Here is a 22,163-nt window from a genome sequence, read left to right on the forward strand (position 1 = left end):
CAGCCAGCTGACACTCCCTCATCGGGGGCAAGCCCCCCCCCACATTTTTTGATCTTCAGTGGCCAAACTTGCCCGGCCAACCAATGATTTTTTTGGGCCTTGGCGTCGCATAAGTCCGAATCTTCGACGTCGACAACCCCAACCGCACCAACGACTCGGCAATCGTCACCGCCGCCGTTACCCCATCCACCACCGGCACGCCGGTGCGTTGGCGAATCTGCTCGTCCAGCCCGGCCATGCCGCCGCAGCCCAGGCAGATCACCTCCGCCTTGTCCTCGCTGATCGCCAGTTCCGCCTGGCGCACGATGGCTTCCATGGCGGCCAGCGGGTTTTCTTCCAGCTCCAGCACGGCCATGCCGCTGGCCCGTACCGAGGCGCAGCGCTGGTACAGGCCGGCGAGTTTCAGGCGGTCTTCGATCAGCGGCACGGTGCGGTCCAGGGTGGTCACCACCGAGTAGGCATGGCCCAGGAACATCGCCGTGCTGGCGGCGGCCTCGGTGATGTCCACCACCGGCACGTTGAGCAGTTCCTGCAAGCCTTCGCGGCCATGTTCGCCGTAGCCGGCCTGAATCACCGCATCAAAGGGCTGGTCGTAGGCCATCACCCGGTCCATCACGGCGATGGCCGCCAGGTAGCTTTCGAAGTTGCCTTCAACCGATTCGGCGCCGAAGTAAGGCGTGAGCCCGACAATCTCGGTGCCCGGCGAGGCCACGGCCCGTGCCTGCTGGGCGATGGTTTCAGTGATGGATGCGGTGGTATTGACGTTGACCACGAGGATTCGCATGGAATGTCCTTGATTAATGACTGACGTTATCGACTGCAATGCTTTCGCCACTGACATCGGCGTAGAACGGCTGGCGCTTGGCGATCAGCAGGTAAAGCAACCCTGCAATACCGGCGCCAAACAACCAGGAAAATGGCGACACACTCGCAAACCCCGGCAACAGCGCCAGCAGGATGGCGATCACGGCCGCGGGAATGAACGCCGCCACCGCACGTAAATTGACCCCGCGGCTGTAGTAATAAACGCCATTCGGGTCTTCGCTATACAGCTGCGGTACGTCCACCTGGCTTTTACGGATCAACCAGTAGTCGACCATGATCACGCCATACAGCGGCCCCAGCAGCGCGCCCAGGCCAGAGAGGAAATACACGATCACCAGCGGGCTGTTGTAGAGGTTCCACGGCAGGATCAGCACGGCCACCGTGGCGCTGATCAGCCCCGCGCGGCGGAAGTTCAGGTACTTGGGCGCCAGGTTGCTCAGCACAAAGGCCGGCGCAACGAAGTTGGCCATGATGTTCACCGCCACGGTCACGATCAGAAAGGCCAGGCAGCCGAGCACAAGGAAGAAGGTATTGGGGATGGCTGCGATGATCTCAGTCGGGCTTTCGATCACCCGGCCATTGAGTTGGAATTGCCCGCCGCACAGCAGCACGGTAATGGCGGCAAACACCAGAATATTTACCGGCAGGCCCCAGAAGTTGCCGACCTGGATGGTCTTGCGGCACGGGGAGGAGCGCGCGAAGTCGCAGAAATTGAGGATCAGCGTGCCGTAGATCGCCAGCCAGAGCGCGCCACCGGCAAAGATATTGCGCCACATCTCACCGCCGCTCAGCGGCTCGCGGATCGACCAGGCAATGTTGCCGCCCGCCTGGAAGTACATCCAACCGGCCAGGGAGGCCACGGTCAGTAGAATCACCGGGCCGGCGAAGCCTTCATAGCGCCGCACCATCTCCATGCCGTAGGCCAGGATCACCAGTTGCACGAACCAGATCGCTACAAAGCACGCCCAGCCCAGGGTCGACAGGCCCAGGATGGAATTGTGGTCATAGTCGGCAAAGCCTGGATGAATTGCCGTCAGCAATACGCGGAAAACTACCGACGCCAGGTAGGTCTGGATACCGAACCAGGCAATCGCAATCACCGCGCGGATGAGCGCCGGAATCTGCGCACCATGAATGCCGAAGCTGATGCGGCTGATCACCGGGAACGGCACGCCGGTTTTCTGCCCCATGTACCCCGACAGGTTCATGAAGAAATACACCAGAGCCGCGCCGATCCCCAGGGACAAGAGGATCTGCCAACCACCCAGGCCCAGCGCGTACAGGCCAATGGCGAATGAATAGTTGGCGATGTTGTGCACATCGTTGGTCCACAGCGCAAAGATGCTGTAGCGCCCCCAGCGTCGGCCTTCGACCTTGGTGGGCGCCAGGTCCTTGTTGTGCAAGCGCGGGCTGAGCACTAACGGGCCGGGGCAGGCGGCCTCGGGGTTCAGGGCGGAGGAAGGCAGATCCAGTGCGAGGTCATTCGAGAGGCTTGTACGCATTCCGGCAGGCTCCAGCACATCCATGGCCAAGCCGCAGATGGCAAAGTGTATGTAGGTTTTGTATTTATTGTATACAAAGCGTTTTTCACCTTAAGCCATACGCGTGCCAGTTTTCGATCTATGAAAATCGTGGTTAATTTCTTTTTTATAGATGTTTTAATTAACTTACTGAATTTAAAGCAATATAAATTGACCGATTGAACAGGTATTTATTTGTCGGTAGGTGCAGGGGCAATCGAAGAGACACGGAGCGGGCAAATTGAAGTGTTACGTATTGGTGCGCATTAAAATGGATTGCACACATAAATGGCACCGATGGTTACAAGTATGTGTACAACTGTAGGCCCCTCCCACATTTTTCAACCGCGTAAGCCCTTAGGCTTTGCTGATGATATTTCCCGCATGCAGCCCGCATTCCTTCTGCGTGGCTTCTTCCCACCACCAGCGGCCTTCGCGCTCATGCTGGTTGGGCAGTACCGGACGGGTGCAAGGCTCGCAGCCGATGCTGATAAAACCGCGCTCATGCAGGCTGTTGTACGGCAGCTCCAGCATGCGGATGTAACCCCAGACTTCCTCGCTGGTCATCTGCGCCAGCGGGTTGAACTTGTACAGGGTGCGTTCCGGGGTGGAGAAGGCCGTGTCGATCTCCAGCGCCGCCACTTGGCTGCGGGTGCCGGGGCTCTGGTCGCGGCGCTGGCCGGTGGCCCAGGCGCTTACGCCGGAAAGTTTGCGACGCAGCGGTTCGATCTTGCGCACACCGCAGCATTCGCCATGGCCATCCTTGTAGAAGCTGAACAGGCCCTTTTCCTTGACGAAGGGTTCCAGCTTGCTCTGGTCCGGCGAGATCAGTTCGATATCGATCTTGTAGAAGTCGCGCACCTGCTCGATAAACCGGTAGGTCTCCGGGTGCAGGCGGCCGGTGTCGAGGCTGAAGACCTTGACGTTTTTGTTCAGCTTCCAGGCCATGTCCACCAGCACCACGTCCTCGGCGCCGCTGAAGGAAATCCACAGGTCATCACCGAACTGGCTGAACGCCAGCTTGAGAATATCCTGGGCGGATTTGTTGGCATAAGTCGCGGCGAGTTCAGCGACGTCGAAGGTTTGGTTCATCAGGACGGTTCCTACAGGTCAGTGGCGCTGAGCGCTCTATAGGGGAGCGATGGTATCAAAATCCGCCCTGCGTTGCGGCGGCGAGCTTGAATCGCTAGAGTTCGGCAGTCCTTTTGCTCGCTCAACCAACAACATCCAATAGGAGTGTCTTGTGGAAATTGCCTGTCTTGACCTGGAAGGGGTGCTGGTTCCGGAAATCTGGATCGCCTTCGCCGAAAAAACCGGTATTGAATCCTTGCGGGCCACCACCCGGGACATTCCCGACTACGACGTGCTGATGAAGCAGCGCCTGCGCATTCTCGATGAGCACGGCCTCAAGCTCGCCGACATCCAGGAAGTGATCGCCACCCTCAAGCCGCTGGACGGCGCCATCGAATTCGTCAACTGGCTGCGCGAGCGCTTCCAGGTGGTGATCCTGTCCGACACCTTCTACGAATTCTCCCAGCCGTTGATGCGCCAACTGGGCTTCCCGACCCTGCTGTGCCACCGCCTGATCACCGATGAAAGCGACCGGGTGGTGAGTTACCAACTGCGCCAGAAAGACCCCAAGCGTCAGTCGGTGCTGGCGTTCAAGACGCTTTACTATCGAGTGATCGCCGCCGGCGACTCCTACAACGACACCACCATGCTTGGCGAGGCCGACCGTGGGATTCTGTTCCATGCGCCGGAGAACGTGATTCGCGAGTTCCCGCAGTTCCCGGCGGTGCATGCGTTTGAGGATTTGAAGAAAGAGTTCATCAAGGCGTCGAATCGGCAGTTGAGCCTGTAAGTCATTCAGTGATGGTGATGGCCCTATCGGGGGGCAAGCCCCCTCCCACACTTGAATGTATTCACAATTCAACATGTGGGAGGGGGCTTGCCCCCGATGAGGCCCGCCCAGCCACCGCTTAACCCTCTGCCAGCAACCGCTCGTAGGGAATGCTCAAACCTTCATGCAGCCGCTTGATCATCGCCACGCTCAACTTGCGCTTGTGGTTCAGCACCTCTGAAACCCGCCCACTGGTGCCGATAAAAGGCTCCAGGTCGCGGGCGGTCAGGCCGAGCTGCTCCATGCGAAACCGGATCGCTTCCACCGGATCGGAAGGGGGCATTGGAAAGTGTTCGGCCTCGTACTTCTCAATGAGTACAGCGAGAATTTCCAGCTCGTCACCTTCAGGTGAACCGATGTCCGCTCCCCATAGCTGTTCGACGCGCGCCAACGCGGCAAGCAGGTCTTCCTGGGAGTGAATAGGTTTGATGTTCATCACACGGTCTCCGCGTTGATTGAGTCGTACTGCGCATGGGTTCCCACAAAACGTATGAACCCCAGCTGCCGCTGGTAATCGATCGCCATGACTACCCGATACTTGTTGCCGCCCACGTTGAAAACAACCCTGCCGCCTTTGAGAATGCTCGCCGTTCTGAGCTGCGCCTTGAGTGCCTGCGGCGTCGGATAGGTAGATTTCTCCATGTGGCGATACAACTCGACCAGGGGCGGTTTGGCATCGGTATGGGCGGGGTGGCTTTCCCAAAATATTCGTAAGGTTGATAACGCGATTATTCGCATCGGCTCAACCTCCCAATATGGGAGATAATAGGGGCGGGTGGATTGGGATGCAATCCCGGAAACAATTCCTGATGAGTCAGCAGTCGCATATGTGATCCTTCACAGACGGCCATTGGGCGGGTAGGAGCCGGACGCTATCGCCCAACTCACACTCCGTCCACACGCGTTCTGATTCAGATTCTTTCTTGCCGCGGGCTCTGCCTCTCAAAGGCAGGACTGGCCTGGAGCTACAGGTTTTCCAAAGTGTGTAACAACACCCGCACCTTGGTCAGCGACTCCTGATACTCCGCCTCCCACTGCGAGTCCGCGACGATCCCGCCGCCGCCCCAGCAGCACACCTGGCCATCCTTGACCAGCAAGCTGCGGATGGCGATGGAGCTGTCCATCTCGCCGCGCACGTCCAGGTACACCAGCGAACCGCAGTACAGCCCGCGCCGCGTCGGTTCCAGCTCGTCGATGATCTGCATGGCGCGGATCTTCGGCGCGCCGGTGATGGAACCGCCCGGGAAGCTGCCGGCGATCAGGTCGAGGGCGTCTTTGTCGGCGGCCAGTTCGCCGGTGACGCTGCTGACCAGGTGGTGCACGTTGGGGTAGCTTTCCAGGCTGAACAGCTCCGGCACGCTGACCGAGCCGGTGCGGCAGGTGCGGCCGAGGTCGTTGCGCAGCAGGTCGACGATCATCAGGTTTTCCGCGCGATCCTTGGGGCTGGCCAGGAGTTCGGCGGCATTGGCGGCGTCTTGTTCCGGCGTGAGGCCACGCGGGCGGGTGCCTTTGATCGGCCGGGTTTCGACCTGGCGTTCGCTGACACGCACAAACCGCTCCGGCGACAGGCTCAGCACCGCGCCGTCATCCGGCAGGCTCTGGAACCCGGAAAACGGCGTGGGGCAGGCTTCGCGCAACGCGCAATAGGCCGCCCACGGATCGCCGCTGCACGGCGCGCGGAAACGCTGGGCAAAGTTGACCTGGTAGCAATCGCCGGCCTGGATATAGTCGTGGATGCGGGCGATAGCCTGCTGATACGCCTGGGCGGTCAAGTCCGGTGCCATCGGGCCTTGCAGTTTGAAAGTCGCGGGTGTGTCGACAACGGCAGTGCTGAACAGCGCGATCAAGCGTTGCTGTTCGCCCTCGGCCAGCGTCGGGTGAAATACCAATTGGCTGGCCTGCGCCTGGTGATCCGTGATCAGCGCCCAGGCGTAGAGCCCCAGGCGCGCGTCCGGCAAGTGCAAATCGTCGGCCGCCAGGTGCGGCATGTGCTCCAGGTGGCGGCCAAAGTCATAGCTCAGGTAACCGATCAGGCCGCCGGCAAACGGCAACTCCAGGCCACGAGGGATTGCAGCTTCACCCAGCTGCGACAGGTTTTTCCGTAATCGCTGCAGGAAATCGCTACCGCTTTCGTCAGTCTCTACCGTCAGCGTCGCTTGCGGCCAGGCGCTGAGCAGGTCGTAACGCCCGCGCTCGGCTGCCGGGCGGCCGCTGTCGAGCAGCACCGCGCCAGGCGCATGGCGGATCGCCGCAAAATACTCGGCGGGGTTGGCACGGTAGGGCAGCGGGTGTACGGAACAGGTCGACATTGCGGGGTGGATCAGCCAAGACGCGGGGGAGGGGATTGTAGTCCCCCGTAAGATTTGGTCCTAGGGGGGATGTCGGTGATAGACAGATTGAAGACCGAATCAACCTTCTACGGCAGGAATATGCCCGAACATTTCCTGGACGAACTTCACCCGTTCTTCCGGGGTTTCCGTCACGCCGGCGGCTTTCAGTTCTTCCAGTCGCGCTTCTACGGCGTGGGTGCGCAAGGTCAGGCCGCAGTCGTTGGCGATCTGGATATTCAGCCCCGGCCGCGCATTCAGCTCAAGGATCAGCGGGCCTTTTTCCTGGTCCAGCACCATGTCCACGCCGATGTAACCCAGGCCGCACAGCTCATAGCAGCCGGCGGCGAGTTTCATGAAACCGTCCCAGTTGGGCAGTTGCACGCCATCCACCGCGTTGGTGGTGTCGGGGTGCTTGGTGATGATGTTGTTCAGCCAGGTGCCACGCAGGGTCAGGCCGGTGGCCAGGTCGACGCCCACGCCAATCGCACCCTGGTGCAGGTTGGCCTTGCCGCCGGACTGACGGGTCGGCAAGCGCAGCATGGCCATCACCGGGTAGCCCATCAACACGATGATGCGGATGTCCGGAACGCCTTCGTAGCTGATGCTCTTGAAGATCTGGTCGGGCACCACGCGGTACTCGATCAGCGCGCGGTCGCGATGGCCACCGAGGGAATACAGGCCGGTGAGGATGCTGGAAATCTGATGCTCGATTTCTTCATGGCTGATGAGCTTGCCGGACACCGTGCGGTAGCGCCCTTCAAAACGGTCGGCGACCACCAGGATGCCGTCACCGCCGGCGCCCTGGGCCGGCTTGATCACGAAGTCACTGCGCCCTTTGAGGATCTCGTCGAGCTTGTCGATTTCCTTCTCGGTGGAAATGACCCCGTACATTTCCGGCACATGGATGCCGGCGGCAATCGCCCGTTCCTTGGTGATGATCTTGTCATCCACAATCGGGTACAGGCTGCGCTTGTTGTACTTGAGCACATAGTCGGCGTTACGCCGGTTGATGCCCATGATCCCCCGCGCTTCCAGGGCCTTCCAGGTCTTCCAGAAGCCGAACATTACGAGTCAGCCTTGAGGAAGGCCTTGAAACGCACCAGTTCGGTCAGGCGGTAGCCGCGATAACGACCCATGGCCAGCATGAAGCCCACCAGAATCAGCAGGATCGCCGGGAAGGTGAATACGAAGTAGATCAGCTCCGGGACGCTCATGATGATGTGTGCCAGGGAGGCGGCGAACAGCGTGCCGATCGCCACTTTCAGCGCATGGTTGGCGCCGCGTTCTTCCCAGGTGATCGACAGGCGTTCGATGGTCATGGTCAGGATCACCATCGGGAACAGCGCCACCGACAGCCCGCGTTCCAGCCCGAGTTTATGGCTGAACAGGCTGATGGCCGCGATCAGCACCACCACGAAGGTCAGCACCACCGACAGCCTTGGCAGCATCTGCAGCTTCAAATGTTCCAGGTACGACCTGAGCGACAGGCCCAGCGCGGTAATAATCGTAAACAGCACAATCCCGAAGCCCAGCTGCGTCTCTCGGAACGCCAGGGCGATCAGCACCGGGGTGAAGGTGCCCAGGGTCTGCAGCCCGATCAGATTGCGCAGAATCAGAATCACCAGCACGCCAATCGGGATCATCACCATGATCATGAAGGTTTGCTGGGTTTGCAGCGGCAGGCCGTACAGCGAGTATTCGAGGAAGTTGGCGTCGGTGTTCTCGTCGGTCAGCTTGGCCAGGCGAATCGCATTCATTTCGCTGTTGTTGAGGCTGAAGGTGACCATGGCTTTCTTGCCGCCATCCACGGTGATCAGGTTTTCATCACCGGTCCACCACAGCAGGCGGTCGGCCGGCAGGCCCTGTTCGCCGGTTTCCGGGTTGAAGTACAGCCAGTCATTGCCATTGAAGCTGCGCAGCCACAGTTCCGGGGCTTGCGGCTGGTCGGCGACCAGGCGGATGGTGTGGACTTTTTCTACCGGCACATGGGCAATCGACAGCAGCAATTCGACAATCTTGGCCTTGTGCGGTACCGATGGGTCGCCGGCCAGCAGCAGCTTCACGTTGTCGTCATTGAGGTTGTTCGTGCGCTTGATCGCTTCGGTGATAAAGGTTTCGACGTCGGCCGAGTGCTGGCGGATCGGCGCCAGCAGGGCCTCGGCGGCGATTTTTTCCGGGCCTTCCACAGCGATGCTGTCGCGGAAGGTCGGGCCCTTGACCTTGACCTTCTCGCCGCTGTAACGCTTGGTCAGCACCAGGCGGTAATACAAGGTCTGGTTGCCCTTGGCGCGGCGTGCCGACCAGGTGACCTTGCGGTTGCCGTCGGTGCGGTTGACGCTCACGCCGTAATTGTTCGAGATAAAACTCTCGTTAAGGCTCACAAAGTCGCGGCTCAGGGGCGGCACGAACATCTGGATCTTTACCGGGTCTTTCGGGTTGGCGACGAACTCGACCTTGGCGTCGATGTTCCACAAGTCGTCGGTGGCGTCTTCGGTGACGGGAATGCCAAGCACGAAGATCTGGTAGGCGGTGACCGAAATACCCAACACCACCAGGATGGCGATCAGGATTCTCAGGTGCAGGGTTAGAGAGCGCATTCGGTTTACTCGGCGGTATGAGCGTCGGCGGCGCAGGCGGGTTTGCCTGCTGCGTATTTAAGACTGGGGTCGACCAGCGCATCAAAGCGTTTCAGCGCTTCGGAGCCGATCAGCAGCGGGTATTGGAAGGCACTTCGGTCGGTCAAGTTCACTTCTATGCTGCGTAAAGCCGCGCCCATGCAGATATCCAGGGCAATCACCGGACGGGCGGTGTAGTTCTTGTCCTCATCGGGGTCGTAGTCACCGGCGCGGCGTTTGATCTTGCTGACGCGGGCCAGGGGGCGTTCGATGGGGTGGGAATGGGCGGTGTCGATGGCCAGGTAGAAGCGCACCCAGGACTCGCCATTGCGCTTGAAGCGCTTGATATCACGGGCGCTGAGGGAGGCGGTCTTGGCGCCGGTGTCGAGTTTGGCGGCTACTTCAAGGTCGATGCCGGCCAATTGCGCATATTCGTTGAGGCCATACACGGTCTTCTCGGCGGCAGCGCCGAGGCTCGGTGCAAGCAGTAGGCATAACAGGGGGAAGGGCTTGAGTCTCATAGATCCTGAGGCGGTGCAGTGCGATGTTCAATTCAAGGCGACTGGCATTGCTGCGCAAACTCCCTCGTGCGCCGTTTCATCCAATGATGTCAGGCAAAAGCGGCGGGCATTCTAACATGATGCTTTTCTGACGCCAGCGCTGGCAGGCGGCCATGCCCCGATAGAGTGCAACAAGGGTTATTAGACGATTGTCGACAATATGGATTTATTCTTTGACTAAGCGGGGCTGATTGGCTAGTTTTTGCGGCATTGCTTTTAAAGGTGTCGACAATATGCTGGAGCAACTGGAAACCCCAGTGGTGGTGCAAGACGATTCCCAGACCATGTCCGAGAACGTCTTCCGGCGTATCCAGGCCGCCATCGTCAAGGGCGAGATCGCCCCCGGCAGCAAGATCTCCGAGCCGGAACTGGCGCGCACCTACGGCATCAGCCGTGGCCCGCTGCGTGAGGCAATCCACCGCCTGGAAGGCCAGCGCCTGCTGGTGCGCGTGCCCCATGTGGGCGCGCGAGTGGTGTCGTTGAGCCACGCCGAGCTGATCGAACTCTACGAAATCCGCGAATCCCTCGAAGGCATGGCCTGCCGCCTGGCCGCCGAGCGCATGACCGATGCGGAAATCGAAGAATTGCGCCAAGTGCTGCACACCCACGAACGCGACGCCGCGTTCCAGGCCGGCGTCGGCTACTACCAGCAGGAAGGCGACTTCGATTTTCATTACCGGATAATTCAAGGCGCCGGTAACCGCACCCTCACCCAAATGCTTTGCGGCGAGCTGTACCAGTTGGTGCGCATGTACCGCATCCAGTTCTCCGCCACACCCAATCGTCCACGCCAGGCTTTTGCCGAGCATCACCGCATTCTGGACGCGATTGCCGATCGCGACGGTGAACTGGCCGAATTGTTGATGCGCCGCCATATCGGCGCGTCCAAACGCAACATTGCCCGTCATTTCCCGGACGGCGCTCCCCAATCACGAGGTGAGTCATGAGTTCTAACAATAAAAGCACACCCGGCCAGCGTTTCCGTGACGCCGTTGCCAGCGAACACCCCTTGCAGGTGGTGGGCGCGATCAACGCCAACCATGCGCTGCTGGCCAAGCGCGCCGGGTTCAAGGCCATTTACCTGTCGGGCGGCGGCGTGGCCGCCGGCTCCCTCGGCGTGCCGGACTTGGGCATCACCGGCCTGGATGACGTGCTCACCGACGTGCGCCGCATCACCGATGTGTGCGACCTGCCGCTGCTGGTGGATGTGGACACCGGTTTCGGCTCCTCGGCCTTCAACGTGGCGCGCACGGTCAAGTCGATGATCAAGTTCGGCGCCGCCGCCATCCATATCGAAGACCAGGTGGGCGCCAAGCGCTGCGGTCATCGCCCGAACAAGGAAATCGTGTCCCAGCAGGAAATGGTCGACCGCATCAAGGCCGCCGTGGACGCGCGCACCGATGACAGCTTCGTGATCATGGCGCGCACCGACGCCCTCGCTGTCGAAGGCCTGGAGTCTGCACTGGAGCGTGCCGCCGCGTGCATCGAGGCCGGTGCCGACATGGTGTTCCCCGAAGCCATCACCGAACTTGAGATGTACAAGCTGTTCGCCGCCCGTGTGAAAGCGCCGATCCTGGCCAATATCACCGAGTTCGGCTCGACGCCGCTGTACACCACCGAACAGTTGAAATCTGCCGATGTTTCCCTGGTGCTGTACCCGCTCTCGGCCTTTCGCGCCATGAACAAGGCCGCCGAGAACGTCTACATCGCGATCCGTCGCGACGGCACCCAACAGAACGTGATCGACACTATGCAAACCCGCATGGAGCTTTACGATCGCATCGACTACCACACCTTCGAGCAAAAGCTCGACGCGCTGTTCGCCGCGAAAAAGTAACGAACACGCCTCCCTGAATAACTACAAAATTGGAGAACGAACATGTCTGAAGCAAAAGTATTGAGTGGCGCCGGCCTGCGTGGCCAGGTGGCCGGGCAGACCGCACTGTCCACCGTGGGCCAGGCCGGTGCCGGCTTGACCTATCGCGGCTACGACGTGCGTGAACTGGCCGCCGACGCGCAGTTTGAGGAAGTGGCCTACCTGCTGTTGTACGGCGAACTGCCAACAAAAACCGAATTGGCTGACTACAGCGCCAAGCTGAGCAAGCTGCGTGACCTGCCGCAAGCGCTGAAAGAAGTGCTGGAGCGCATCCCCGCCGACGCCCACCCGATGGACGTGATGCGCACCGGTTGCTCGTTCCTGGGCAATATCGAGCCCGAGCAAGACTTCAGTGTGCAACGCGATGTGACCGACCGCCTGCTCGCGGCCTTCCCGGCGATCATGTGCTACTGGTACCGCTTCAGCCACGACGGCAAACGCATCGACTGCGTGACCGACGAGCCGAGTATTGGCGGCCACTTCCTGCATCTGCTGCACGGCAAGAAACCAAGCGCGCTGCATGAAAAAGTCATGAACGTATCGCTGATTCTCTACGCCGAACACGAATTCAACGCCTCGACTTTTACCGCGCGCGTGTGTGCCTCGACCCTGTCCGACCTGTATTCCTGCGTCACCGCCGCCATTGGCTCGCTGCGCGGCCCGCTGCACGGCGGCGCCAACGAAGCGGCGATGGAAATGATCGAGCGTTTCGGCTCGGCCGCAGAAGCCGTCGAAGGCACCCTCGGCATGCTGGCGCGCAAGGACAAGATCATGGGCTTTGGCCACGCGATCTATAAAGACAGCGACCCGCGCAATGAAGTGATCAAGGGCTGGTCGAAAAAGCTCGCCGACGAAGTGGGCGACAAGGTGCTGTTCCCGGTCTCGGAAGCCATCGACAAGACCATGTGGGAGCAGAAGAAACTGTTCCCCAACGCCGACTTCTACCATGCCTCGGCGTACCACTTCATGGGCATACCGACCAAGCTGTTCACGCCGATATTCGTGTGCTCGCGCCTGACGGGCTGGGCCGCGCATGTATTCGAGCAGCGCGCCAACAACCGCATCATCCGTCCAAGCGCCGAGTACACCGGCGTTGAGCAGCGCAAGTTCGTGCCAATCGAACGTCGCTGAAGATCGGCGATCCCGAAGTGGTAATCGAATCAAATGTGGGAGGGGCTTGCCCCCTCCCACATTTTGACCGTATTCCAGCCCGGGACCAGCCGGCTTCTTTTGCAACTACCGTGACCGAGTCCTGACGATGAACACAGAATTTCGCAAACCGCTCCCCGGCAGCCGCCTGGATTTCTTCGACGCCCGCGCGGCTGTCGAAGCCATCACCCCCGGCGCCTACGCCACCTTGCCTTACACCTCCCGCGTGCTCGCCGAAAACCTGGTGCGCCGTTGCGACCCGGCGACCCTCAACGCGTCCCTGAGCCAGTTGATCGAACGCAAACGCGACCTCGACTTCCCCTGGTTCCCGGCGCGTGTGGTGTGCCACGACATCCTCGGTCAGACCGCCCTGGTCGACCTCGCCGGCCTGCGCGACGCCATCGCCCTGCAAGGCGGCGACCCGGCGCAGGTCAACCCGGTGGTGCCGACCCAACTGATCGTCGACCACTCCCTGGCCGTCGAAGCCGGTGGTTTCGACCCACAGGCGTTCGAGAAAAACCGCGCCATCGAAGACCGTCGCAACGAAGACCGTTTCCACTTTATCGAGTGGACCAAAAAGGCCTTCAAGAACGTCGACGTGATCCCGCCGGGCAACGGCATCATGCATCAGATCAACCTGGAGAAAATGTCCCCGGTGATCCAGGTGCGCGACGGTGTTGCCTTCCCGGATACCTGCGTCGGCACCGACAGCCACACCCCGCACGTGGATGCCTTGGGCGTGATCGCCATCGGCGTCGGTGGCCTCGAAGCCGAAAGCGTGATGCTCGGCCGCGCGTCGTGGATGCGCCTGCCGGAAAGCGTTGGCGTTGAGTTGACCGGCAAGCTGTTGCCGGGCATTACCGCCACCGACATGGTGCTGGCGCTGACCGAGTTCCTGCGCAAGCAAAAAGTGGTTGGCGCGTGGCTGGAGTTCTTCGGTGAAGGCGCATCAAACCTGACCCTCGGCGACCGCGCGACCATCTCCAACATGGCCCCGGAATACGGCGCCACGGCGGCGATGTTCTACATCGACCAACAAACCATCGCCTACTTGAAACTTACCGGCCGTGAAGACGAGCAGGTCGCGCTGGTCGAGCAATACGCCCGCCACACCGGCCTGTGGGCCGATGACCTCAAAGGCGCGCAATATGAGCGCGGCCTCACCTTCGACCTGTCCAGCGTCGTGCGCAACATGGCCGGCCCGAGCAACCCGCATGCCCGCGTGGCCACCAGTGACCTGGCGTCCAAAGGCATCAGCGGCCAGTGGGACGACGTGCCGGGGCAAATGCCCGACGGCGCGGTGATCATCGCCGCCATCACCAGTTGCACCAACACCAGCAACCCGCGCAACGTGATTGCCGCAGGCCTGCTGGCGCGCAATGCCAACAAGCTCGGGTTGACGCGCAAGCCGTGGGTCAAATCCTCCCTGGCACCGGGTTCGAAAACCGTCGCCATGTACCTTGAAGAAGCCGGCCTGGGCCATGAGCTGGAACAACTCGGCTTCGGCGTGGTGGCGTTTGCCTGCACCACCTGCAACGGCATGTCTGGCGCGCTGGACCCGGTGATCCAGCAAGAGATTATCGACCGTGACCTGTACGCCACCGCCGTGTTGTCGGGCAACCGCAATTTCGACGGGCGCATTCACCCGTACGCCAAGCAAGCCTTCCTGGCCTCGCCGCCGTTGGTGGTGGCTTATGCGATTGCCGGCACCATTCGTTTCGACATCGAAAAGGACGTGCTGGGCCTCGACGCCGACGGCAAGGAAATCCGCCTGCAAGACATCTGGCCGAGCGACGAAGAGATCGACGCGGTGGTCAAGGCCTCGGTCAAGCCGGAGCAGTTCCGCGCGGTGTATATCCCGATGTTTGCGATCCACGAAGACACCGGCCCCAAGGTTACGCCGCTGTACGACTGGCGCCCGCAAAGCACTTACATCCGCCGCCCGCCGTACTGGGAAGGCGCGCTGGCCGGCGCGCGGCCGCTAAAAGGCATGCGCCCGCTGGCGGTGCTGCCGGACAATATCACCACCGACCACCTGTCGCCGTCCAACGCGATCATGCTCGACAGCGCCGCCGGCGAATACCTGGCGAAAATGGGCCTGCCGGAAGTCGACTTCAACTCCTACGCCACTCACCGGGGTGACCACCTGACCGCGCAACGCGCCACCTTCGCCAACCCGAAACTGTTCAACGAAATGGTGGTGGAAAACGGCAAGGTCAAGCAGGGTTCGCTGGCGCGCATCGAGCCGGAAGGCCAGGTGACACGCATGTGGGAAGCCATCGAGACCTACATGGAACGCAAGCAGCCGTTGATCATCATCGCCGGCGCCGATTACGGCCAGGGTTCGTCCCGCGACTGGGCCGCCAAGGGCGTGCGCCTGGCCGGTGTGGAAGCGATTGCCGCCGAAGGTTTCGAGCGCATCCACCGCACCAACCTGGTGGGCATGGGCGTGCTGCCCCTGGAGTTTTTGCCGGGCACCGACCGCCACACCTTGAAGATCGACGGCAGCGAAACCTATGACGTGGTCGGCGAACGCACCCCGCGTGCGCAGCTGACCCTGGTGATCAACCGCAAGAATGGTGAACGTGTCGAAGTGCCGGTGACCTGCCGCCTCGATACCGCCGAAGAAGTGTCGATCTACGAGGCGGGCGGCGTGTTGCAACGTTTTGCCCAGGACTTCCTGGAATCGGCCGCGACCGCTTAAGAGGTTAACCATGGCACACGCAGCGCAAATCAAGATCCCCGCCACCTACATGCGTGGCGGCACCAGCAAGGGCGTGTTTTTCAGCCTCCAGGACCTGCCCGCTGCGGCGCAGGTACCGGGCGCCGCACGCGATGCCCTGCTGTTGCGGGTGATCGGCAGCCCCGACCCCTACGACAAACAGATCGACGGCATGGGCGGCGCCACCTCGAGTACCAGCAAAACCGTGATCCTGGCCAAAAGCACGCGTGCTGATCACGACGTGGACTACCTGTTTGGCCAGGTTTCCATCGATAAGCCTTTCGTCGACTGGAGCGGCAACTGCGGCAACCTGTCGGCGGCGGTCGGTTCATTCGCCGTCAGCGCCGGGTTGCTCGACCCGGCCCGCGTACCCCACAACGGCGTGGCCGTGGTGCGTGTCTGGCAGGCCAATATCGGCAAGACCATCATCGCCCACGTGCCGATCACCGACGGTGCGGTGCAGGAAACCGGCGACTTCGAACTCGACGGCGTGACCTTCCCGGCCGCCGAAGTGCAGTTGGAATTCATGGACCCGGCGGCCGAAGAAGAGGGCGGCGGCGGTTCGATGTTCCCCACCGGCAACCTGGTCGACGACCTGGAAGTGCCCGGCGTCGGCACCTTCAAGGCCACGCTGATCAACGCCGGCATCCCGACCATCTTCATCAACGCCGAAGACCTCGGCTACACCGGCACCGAGCTGCAAGGCGCGATCAACAGCGACCCGAAAGCCCTGGCCATGTTCGAAACCGTGCGGGCCTACGGCGCGTTGCGCATGGGGTTGATCCAGCACCTGGACGAAGCCGCCCAGCGTCAGCACACACCGAAGGTCGCGTTTGTGGCCAAGCCGGCCGATTACGTGGCGTCCAGCGGCAAGGCGATCAAGGCTGCGGATGTGGATTTGCTGGTGCGCGCATTGTCCATGGGCAAGTTGCATCACGCGATGATGGGTACGGCGGCGGTGGCGATTGGCACGGCGGCGGCGATTTCCGGGACCTTGGTCAACCTGGCGGCCGGTGGTGTGGAGCGCAATGCCGTGCGCTTCGGGCACCCATCCGGGACTTTGCGGGTTGGTGCTGAAGCCAGCCAGGTGAACGGCGAATGGGTGGTGAAAAAAGCCATCATGAGCCGCAGTGCGCGGGTGTTGATGGAAGGTTTCGTGCGCATCCCCGGCGACGCCTTCTAACTAAAGCCCAACACAAATCCCCTGTGGGAGGGGGCTTGCCCCCTCCCACATTGGATCTCCTTATCCCCAAGCAGGCGACCAGACCTGCGATCAACCGTGAGCCTGAGGAATAACCCAAACTTTTTGGAGTACTGCCATGAGCGCCAACGTCGACCAGAACAACCGCCCCGACTACGACCAGGTTTTGCAGGACATCGCCGACTACGTCCTCAATTACCGTATCGATTCCCAGGCTGCCCTGGACACCGCCCGCAACTGCCTGATGGACACCCTCGGTTGCGGCCTGCTGGCCCTGCGTTTCCCCGAGTGCACCAAGCACCTGGGGCCGATCGTGGAGGGAACCGTGGTGCCATTCGGCGCGCGCGTACCGGGCACCTCGTTCCGCCTGGACCCGGTCAAGGCCGCCTGGGACATCGGTTGCATCGTGCGCTGGCTCGACTACAACGACACCTGGCTCGCTGCAGAATGGGGCCACCCCTCGGATAACCTCGGCGGCATCCTCGCGGTGGCCGATCACCTCGCGCAAAAACGCGTGGCCAACGGCGACGCACCGTTGACCGTGCGCGCCGTGCTGGAAGCGATGATCATGGCCCACGAAATCCAGGGCGTGATAGCCCTGGAAAACTCCTTCAACCGCGTCGGCCTCGACCACGTGCTGCTCGTGAAAGTCGCCTCCACGGCGGTGACCGCCAAGCTGATGGGCGCCGGTCGCGAGCAATTGCTGGCGGCGCTGTCCCACGCCTTTGTCGATGGCCAGGCCTTGCGCACCTATCGGCATGCGCCGAACGCCGGCTCGCGCAAATCCTGGGCGGCGGGGGATGCGTCGAGCCGTGGCGTGCGCCTGGCGGATATCGCCCTGCGTGGCGAGATGGGCATCCCCGGTGTGCTGAGTGCGCCGCAATGGGGTTTCTATGACGTGCTGTTCAGCCACACCAACAACGACCTGGCCCTCAAGCCCGCAGACAAGCGCGCGTTCAGCCTATCCCAGCCGTACGGCACCTACGTGATGGAAAACGTGCTGTTCAAGATCAGCTTCCCCGCCGAGTTCCACGCGCAAACCGCCTGCGAGGCGGCGGTAACCTTGCACCCGTTGGTGAAAGATCGTTTACATGAAGTCGAGCGCATCGTGATCACCACCCATGAGTCGGCGATTCGTATTATTTCCAAGGTCGGCCAACTGGCCAATGCCGCCGACCGCGACCACTGCCTGCAATACATGACCGCCGTGCCGCTGGCCTTTGGCAATCTGGTGGCCGAGCAGTACGAGGATGAGTTCCACGCTGCGCATCCGATCATCGATCAGTTGCGCGACAAGATGGTCATCGTCGAAGACCCGCGCTACAGCCGCGAATACCTTGAGGCCGATAAGCGTTCTATCGCCAATGCGCTGCAGGTGTTCTTTAAGGACGGCAGCAGCACCGAGCAGGTGGCGGTGGAATACCCGATTGGCCATCGCCGTCGTCGCGTCGATGGCATTCCGTTACTGGAAGACAAGTTCAAAGCCAACCTGGCCACACGGTTTACCGCCCAGCGTAGCGCCGAAATCTTTGCGTTGTGCAAGGATCAGGCAAGGCTTGAGGCCACGCCGGTGAATCGCTTTGTCGATCTGTTCGTGATCTGAGCCGAGCCTGTGCAGCCTGGGTTTCCTGGCCTGAAACAGTCTGCTACTCACTCTTCCTACGCTCGCGGAACTTCTTTCGGATAAACGCCAATCAAGTTGCCATAGGACGTGCTGTCGCAAGTCTTATGGCAATCGGTAACTGCGTATTTATTATCTGAATCGGAGAGTGGCCCCCATGACCAACGTAAACACTCGGCAACCAACGCCCTATACCGTCGGCTACGAAATGCCCCCGAAGCCGGCACCCATCCGCTACGAGGAGAGTGCTGAAGCCGCCGGGAAATCAGGCCCACAGGCTGATTCGGCGTCGCCTCGTAGTCCGATGACGCCTGAACAGCGTGGGCCTTTTTCGAGTCACAATGGGCTCGTCAACCCGAACTCAACGCAAGCTTCTGAACCCGGCCAGTTGGCAGAGGCGACTAAAAAGAACCAGGAACTTCGCGCCAAAATCGAAGCGCTAGCCGCCCAGTTCTTGCCGCTGATTGAACGGCTCAATCAGCGAGTCGGCGAACTGACCCAACAACTCAATGAGTCGGCTAAAACCACCCAAACCCCTGCTGTTACCACTGCGCCCCAGCCAGAGCAGCCCACTGCCGAGGCCAAGAGCGCTGTGTCGGAGCAACCTCAGACGCCCCCCGTTCAGGAGCCGCCGGCAGCTGAGCCACCGCAGCCTTCGAGTCCTGACGCTCAGGTCGGTTCTACCAATGATTTTTTCGAAAAGATCAAAGTACTGTTTGGTCAGCTCCAGACGTTGATCGCAGAGTTGGTACAGAAAATTGAGCAGTTGGCTCAACGCATCAACAACCCGAATACCCCTCAGACCCCGACGTCTGTCGAGTCGGCGGGCACCCCTGAAACGGCAGAGTCAGACTCCGTGCAGCCGTCAACACTTGGCGACAAGCCAAGCGAAGCAACAAGCCAGACCACTGAGCCCACAACGACGCAAACGCGCACCCTTGAGCAACTCCAGCTCGAAAACGAACATCTTCAGACCGGGTTGACTCAAGCGTCTACACATTTTCAGAAGGTCATTTCGACACTTGAGCAGCAGGTTGAAAGCTTGGCCCAGCAACTCGAGAAGCAAACGAATTAAGGTCCGATATCCTTTCCGCCAGCGTGGGGGCGGCCCCCTCCCACGCTTGAGCGCGTCTGCCTCGGATGTCTATTCGAAGCGCAGTATCACCCGACGGTTGTGCTTGCTCTTCTTCTCGATCTTCTCGCAGAACACCCGGCCGATTTCCTCGGTGTTGATCACATGGGTACCGCCGCATGGCTGGATATCGATCGCGCCAATTTCAATCACGCGTACCGAACCCTGGATCACCGGCGGCGCTACCGCCTGGGTGCGGGTGATCTGCAGCAGGGTGGCGTACTCCGACGCGGGCATCGACAGGGTTTTGACCTCGTGGGCTTGTTCGATCAGGGCGTTGAGATCACGGGTGATGGTGTCTTTGTCGAGGGTCATTTCCGGCAGGTCGAAATCCAGGCGGCCTTTATCGGCGCCGATGCTGCAGCCGGTCACCGGTGCGTCGATGAGCGAACACAGCAGGTGCAGGCAAGTGTGCATTTTCATGTGCTGGTAGCGCCGTTCCCAGTCGATACCGGCATCCACCTGTACCCCGGCGATCAATTGCTCGGGGCAGTGATCCAGCTGGTGCCAGATGATCGAACGCGACACCGGGTCGCGCACCGTGCCGGTTATTTCCACCCGTGTACCGTCGGCCAGGATGAAGTGCCCGGTGTCGCCCGGCTGCCCGCCGCCGGTGGGATAGAACAGCGTGTGCTCCAGAGCGATGCCGTGTTCGCTGACGGCAATCACCCGGGCGTTGAACGCGTTCTGGTAGGGCGCGCTGTCAAACAGCGCCAGGGTTTCCATGGTATGCACGGACATGTTCAACCTCCGACCTTCATTGGGCTGGCTTGCAAAAGGGAGCGCACCATTGCACTCAGGCCAGGCGGGGAGAGCAGGGTGATTTCAAATTCCGGGCCGCAAACCTTGAGGTTCAGCGGCAGGCGCGGCAGGTAATTGCCAGGTTCCAGGCGGTGCAGGCGAAATTGCAGGTGGTGACGCTCCTTCACCGTGGGCTCCAGCATCAGCCCCGGCAGGGGGTGGAAGTCAGCGTCCAGCACGGTGACCTTATGGCTGGCGTTGACCTCGCCGACCACGTGCAAACGCTCATCCAGGGCGAAGGCGCCGAGGTAGTTGCTGTGGTCAGACTCGTGGTTTTTTTGCAGCTGGATCTGGTTCACCACCTTCACTTTGGTGCCGGCGGGCACGTCCTGGGTGATCACGCAGGACGGGCTGATAAACACGTTGTCGCCAATCAGCACATAGCCCAGCACGCGGGCGCCGGACCCCACTTCCACGTTGTTGCCCAGACGTGGGTGGCGCTTGCCGTCGGGGTTGTTGGCGATGCCACGCGCGCCCAGGGTCACGCCGCAGAGGATGTAGCAGTCGTTGCCGATCTCGCAGGTTTCGCCGATCACCGTGCCGTAGCCGTGGTCCAGCACAAAGCGCCGACCGATGCGCGCCGCCGGGTGGATCTCGGCGCCAGAGAGCACCTTGCCCTGGTTGCTCAGCTTGAGGGCGATACGCGAAAACACGCCGTTGACCCCATCCGGAAAATTCCACACCAGGTGCGCCAGGCGGTAGAACAGCACGGCCTTGAATGATGCGTAGGATTCCAGGATCAGCTCGCCGCGCCCGCGCGAGGCCGGGTCGCGATAGGCATAGGCGATCAGGTCTTCGGCCACAGCCTGGGCGGCGTTCTGGATCAGCGGCGCCAGGTGCGGTTCCAGCTGCTTCATCTGCGCGGGCGTGAGGGTCTTGATGAGGTGGGTGAGCAACTCATCGTGCAGCTGTTGCATGTCGATAAAGCCCCCCATGGAGGCACCCCCGCATTCTGGATGGTTGGGAAACCGCCTATTCGAAACTGGGCAGGTAGCTGTCGGCATTGTCGTAAACCATGGTCAACACCACCGCTTCGGGCGGCAGTTCGGGAGCGAGCTTGGCGATGGCCACCATGTTGGCGGCGGAGGACAGGCCCAGGCTGATGGCGTCGGTGCGCATGATGCGTTTCATCATGTCGATGCATTCCTGGCGCGAGACCTTGAGCATGCCGTCGATCACGTTCAGGTTGAGGATGCTCGGGATCAGGCCGATCGACAGGCCCTGGATATGGTGCGGCGCATGCTGGTTTTTCAGCAGGTCGCATTCTTCCGGTTCCACGCCCATCACGCGGATGGCCGGCCAGGTGGCTTTGATCGTTTCGCCGATGCCAGTGATATGGCCGCCGGTGCCGATGCCGCTGACGAAGTAGTCCACGCGGCGTTCACCAAAGGCGCGGATGATTTCCCGCGCAGTGGTGTCGCGATGGGTCTGCGGGTTGGCGCCGTTGCGTTGCTGGTTGAGCATCACGAAGCTGGGGTTTTCCAGCTGCAGTTCCATGCACTTTTCGCCGTGGGAATTGTTACCGAGTCGGCTGTCCGACAGCACCACCTTGGCGCCGTACAGGCGCAGCAACTTCTGTTTTTCCGGACTGTAGTTATCCGGTATCACCAGCACCACTTTGTAGCCCAGCACGTTGCCGGCCATGACCAGGCCGATGCCGGTATTGCCGCCGCTGGGCTCGATGATGGTTTGCCCGGAATCACGGATCAGCACGCCCCGACGCTCGGCGTCGAGGATCATGCCCAAGGCGATGCGCGCCTTGTGGCTGCCGCCGGGGTTGAGGGATTCGAGCTTGGCGTAGACCTCGATGCCGAGGTCTTCGGAAAATTGCGCCAGGCGCACGATCGGCGTGTGGCCGATGGCGTCGAGGATGGAGTTATGCAACATCAGGTAGAAGCCCATGGCCGGAGG

At 61.2% G+C, this 22,163-nt stretch carries 20 protein-coding genes; 8 read left to right on the plus strand and 12 right to left on the minus strand.

The window, feature by feature from the left end:
* Positions 1–55: 55 nt before the first annotated feature.
* The 3 genes from AC0IYH_RS03015 to AC0IYH_RS03025 form a co-directional block, all read right to left on the minus strand.
* Positions 56–784 (minus strand): aspartate/glutamate racemase family protein, encoded by a 729-nt coding sequence (locus tag AC0IYH_RS03015; protein ID WP_116626027.1) that lies wholly within the window; start codon positions 782–784, stop codon positions 56–58.
* A gap of 13 nt (positions 785–797) precedes the next feature.
* The gene (locus tag AC0IYH_RS03020; RefSeq protein WP_122772425.1) at positions 798–2,327 is read right to left on the minus strand and encodes an NCS1 family nucleobase:cation symporter-1; all 1,530 of its coding nucleotides are present in this window, start codon (positions 2,325–2,327) and stop codon (positions 798–800) included.
* A gap of 375 nt (positions 2,328–2,702) precedes the next feature.
* Positions 2,703–3,437 (minus strand): phosphoadenylyl-sulfate reductase, encoded by a 735-nt coding sequence (locus tag AC0IYH_RS03025; protein ID WP_116626029.1) that lies wholly within the window; start codon positions 3,435–3,437, stop codon positions 2,703–2,705.
* A gap of 151 nt (positions 3,438–3,588) precedes the next feature.
* Here AC0IYH_RS03025 and thrH point away from each other — a divergent pair, with 151 nt between their 5' ends.
* Positions 3,589–4,206, plus strand: a complete 618-nt coding sequence (gene thrH, locus AC0IYH_RS03030; protein WP_471832928.1) for a bifunctional phosphoserine phosphatase/homoserine phosphotransferase ThrH — start codon at positions 3,589–3,591, stop codon at positions 4,204–4,206.
* Positions 4,207–4,324: 118 nt separating this feature from the next.
* On the opposite strand, the gene AC0IYH_RS03035 is transcribed toward thrH, so the two are convergent.
* From AC0IYH_RS03035 to rloA, 6 genes are all read right to left on the minus strand, one after another.
* Positions 4,325–4,681, minus strand: a complete 357-nt coding sequence (locus tag AC0IYH_RS03035) for a transcriptional regulator (protein ID WP_122772423.1) — start codon at positions 4,679–4,681, stop codon at positions 4,325–4,327.
* Positions 4,681–4,983, minus strand: a complete 303-nt coding sequence (locus AC0IYH_RS03040) for a type II toxin-antitoxin system HigB family toxin (protein ID WP_471832930.1) — start codon at positions 4,981–4,983, stop codon at positions 4,681–4,683. The genes AC0IYH_RS03035 and AC0IYH_RS03040 overlap by 1 nt, the downstream gene beginning before the upstream one ends.
* A gap of 227 nt (positions 4,984–5,210) precedes the next feature.
* Positions 5,211–6,554: an aminodeoxychorismate synthase component I gene (pabB, locus tag AC0IYH_RS03045; protein ID WP_471832932.1), complete on the minus strand. Its 1,344-nt coding sequence runs from the start codon at positions 6,552–6,554 to the stop codon at positions 5,211–5,213.
* Between the two features lie 99 nt (positions 6,555–6,653).
* The gene (locus AC0IYH_RS03050; RefSeq protein ID WP_122772420.1) at positions 6,654–7,640 is read right to left on the minus strand and encodes an alpha-L-glutamate ligase-like protein; all 987 of its coding nucleotides are present in this window, start codon (positions 7,638–7,640) and stop codon (positions 6,654–6,656) included.
* Positions 7,640–9,172 (minus strand): osmotic stress tolerance membrane protein RloB, encoded by a 1,533-nt coding sequence (rloB, locus tag AC0IYH_RS03055; RefSeq protein WP_471832933.1) that lies wholly within the window; start codon positions 9,170–9,172, stop codon positions 7,640–7,642. The genes AC0IYH_RS03050 and rloB overlap by 1 nt, the downstream gene beginning before the upstream one ends.
* A 5-nt stretch (positions 9,173–9,177) precedes the next feature.
* The gene (rloA, locus tag AC0IYH_RS03060) at positions 9,178–9,711 is read right to left on the minus strand and encodes a retropepsin-like aspartic peptidase RloA (RefSeq protein WP_471832934.1); all 534 of its coding nucleotides are present in this window, start codon (positions 9,709–9,711) and stop codon (positions 9,178–9,180) included.
* Between the two features lie 272 nt (positions 9,712–9,983).
* Here rloA and AC0IYH_RS03065 point away from each other — a divergent pair, with 272 nt between their 5' ends.
* The 7 genes from AC0IYH_RS03065 to AC0IYH_RS03095 all read left to right on the plus strand — a co-directional run bounded on the left by AC0IYH_RS03065 (position 9,984) and on the right by AC0IYH_RS03095 (position 19,394).
* Positions 9,984–10,697, plus strand: a complete 714-nt coding sequence (locus AC0IYH_RS03065; protein ID WP_471832935.1) for a GntR family transcriptional regulator — start codon at positions 9,984–9,986, stop codon at positions 10,695–10,697.
* Positions 10,694–11,587 carry a methylisocitrate lyase gene (prpB, locus tag AC0IYH_RS03070; protein WP_471832936.1) on the plus strand — a complete coding sequence of 298 codons (894 nt, stop codon included), beginning with the start codon at positions 10,694–10,696 and terminating at the stop codon, positions 11,585–11,587. Before AC0IYH_RS03065 ends, prpB begins: the two co-directional genes overlap by 4 nt.
* A 42-nt stretch (positions 11,588–11,629) precedes the next feature.
* Positions 11,630–12,757: a bifunctional 2-methylcitrate synthase/citrate synthase gene (gene prpC / locus AC0IYH_RS03075; protein ID WP_471832937.1), complete on the plus strand. Its 1,128-nt coding sequence runs from the start codon at positions 11,630–11,632 to the stop codon at positions 12,755–12,757.
* 127 nt (positions 12,758–12,884) lie between these two features.
* Positions 12,885–15,479, plus strand: a complete 2,595-nt coding sequence (acnD, locus tag AC0IYH_RS03080; RefSeq protein WP_116626038.1) for a Fe/S-dependent 2-methylisocitrate dehydratase AcnD — start codon at positions 12,885–12,887, stop codon at positions 15,477–15,479.
* Between the two features lie 10 nt (positions 15,480–15,489).
* A complete protein-coding gene (prpF, locus tag AC0IYH_RS03085; RefSeq protein WP_471832938.1) occupies positions 15,490–16,680 on the plus strand; it encodes a 2-methylaconitate cis-trans isomerase PrpF in 1,191 nt (396 codons plus the stop codon).
* 136 nt (positions 16,681–16,816) lie between these two features.
* The gene (prpD, locus tag AC0IYH_RS03090; protein ID WP_471832939.1) at positions 16,817–18,301 is read left to right on the plus strand and encodes a 2-methylcitrate dehydratase; all 1,485 of its coding nucleotides are present in this window, start codon (positions 16,817–16,819) and stop codon (positions 18,299–18,301) included.
* Positions 18,302–18,476: 175 nt separating this feature from the next.
* The gene (locus tag AC0IYH_RS03095) at positions 18,477–19,394 is read left to right on the plus strand and encodes a hypothetical protein (RefSeq protein WP_471832940.1); all 918 of its coding nucleotides are present in this window, start codon (positions 18,477–18,479) and stop codon (positions 19,392–19,394) included.
* Between the two features lie 69 nt (positions 19,395–19,463).
* Here AC0IYH_RS03095 and AC0IYH_RS03100 read toward each other — a convergent pair whose 3' ends face one another.
* The 3 genes from AC0IYH_RS03100 to AC0IYH_RS03110 are packed head-to-tail and all read right to left on the minus strand — an operon-like array spanning position 19,464 to position 22,139.
* A complete protein-coding gene (locus tag AC0IYH_RS03100) occupies positions 19,464–20,192 on the minus strand; it encodes an alanyl-tRNA editing protein (RefSeq protein WP_471832941.1) in 729 nt (242 codons plus the stop codon).
* Between the two features lie 2 nt (positions 20,193–20,194).
* Positions 20,195–21,187 carry a serine O-acetyltransferase gene (locus AC0IYH_RS03105; RefSeq protein WP_116626043.1) on the minus strand — a complete coding sequence of 331 codons (993 nt, stop codon included), beginning with the start codon at positions 21,185–21,187 and terminating at the stop codon, positions 20,195–20,197.
* A 37-nt stretch (positions 21,188–21,224) separates the two neighbouring features.
* Positions 21,225–22,139 (minus strand): PLP-dependent cysteine synthase family protein, encoded by a 915-nt coding sequence (locus tag AC0IYH_RS03110; RefSeq protein ID WP_471833017.1) that lies wholly within the window; start codon positions 22,137–22,139, stop codon positions 21,225–21,227.
* Positions 22,140–22,163 lie beyond the last annotated feature (24 nt).

Source organism: Pseudomonas sp. AC463, assembly GCF_979253585.1.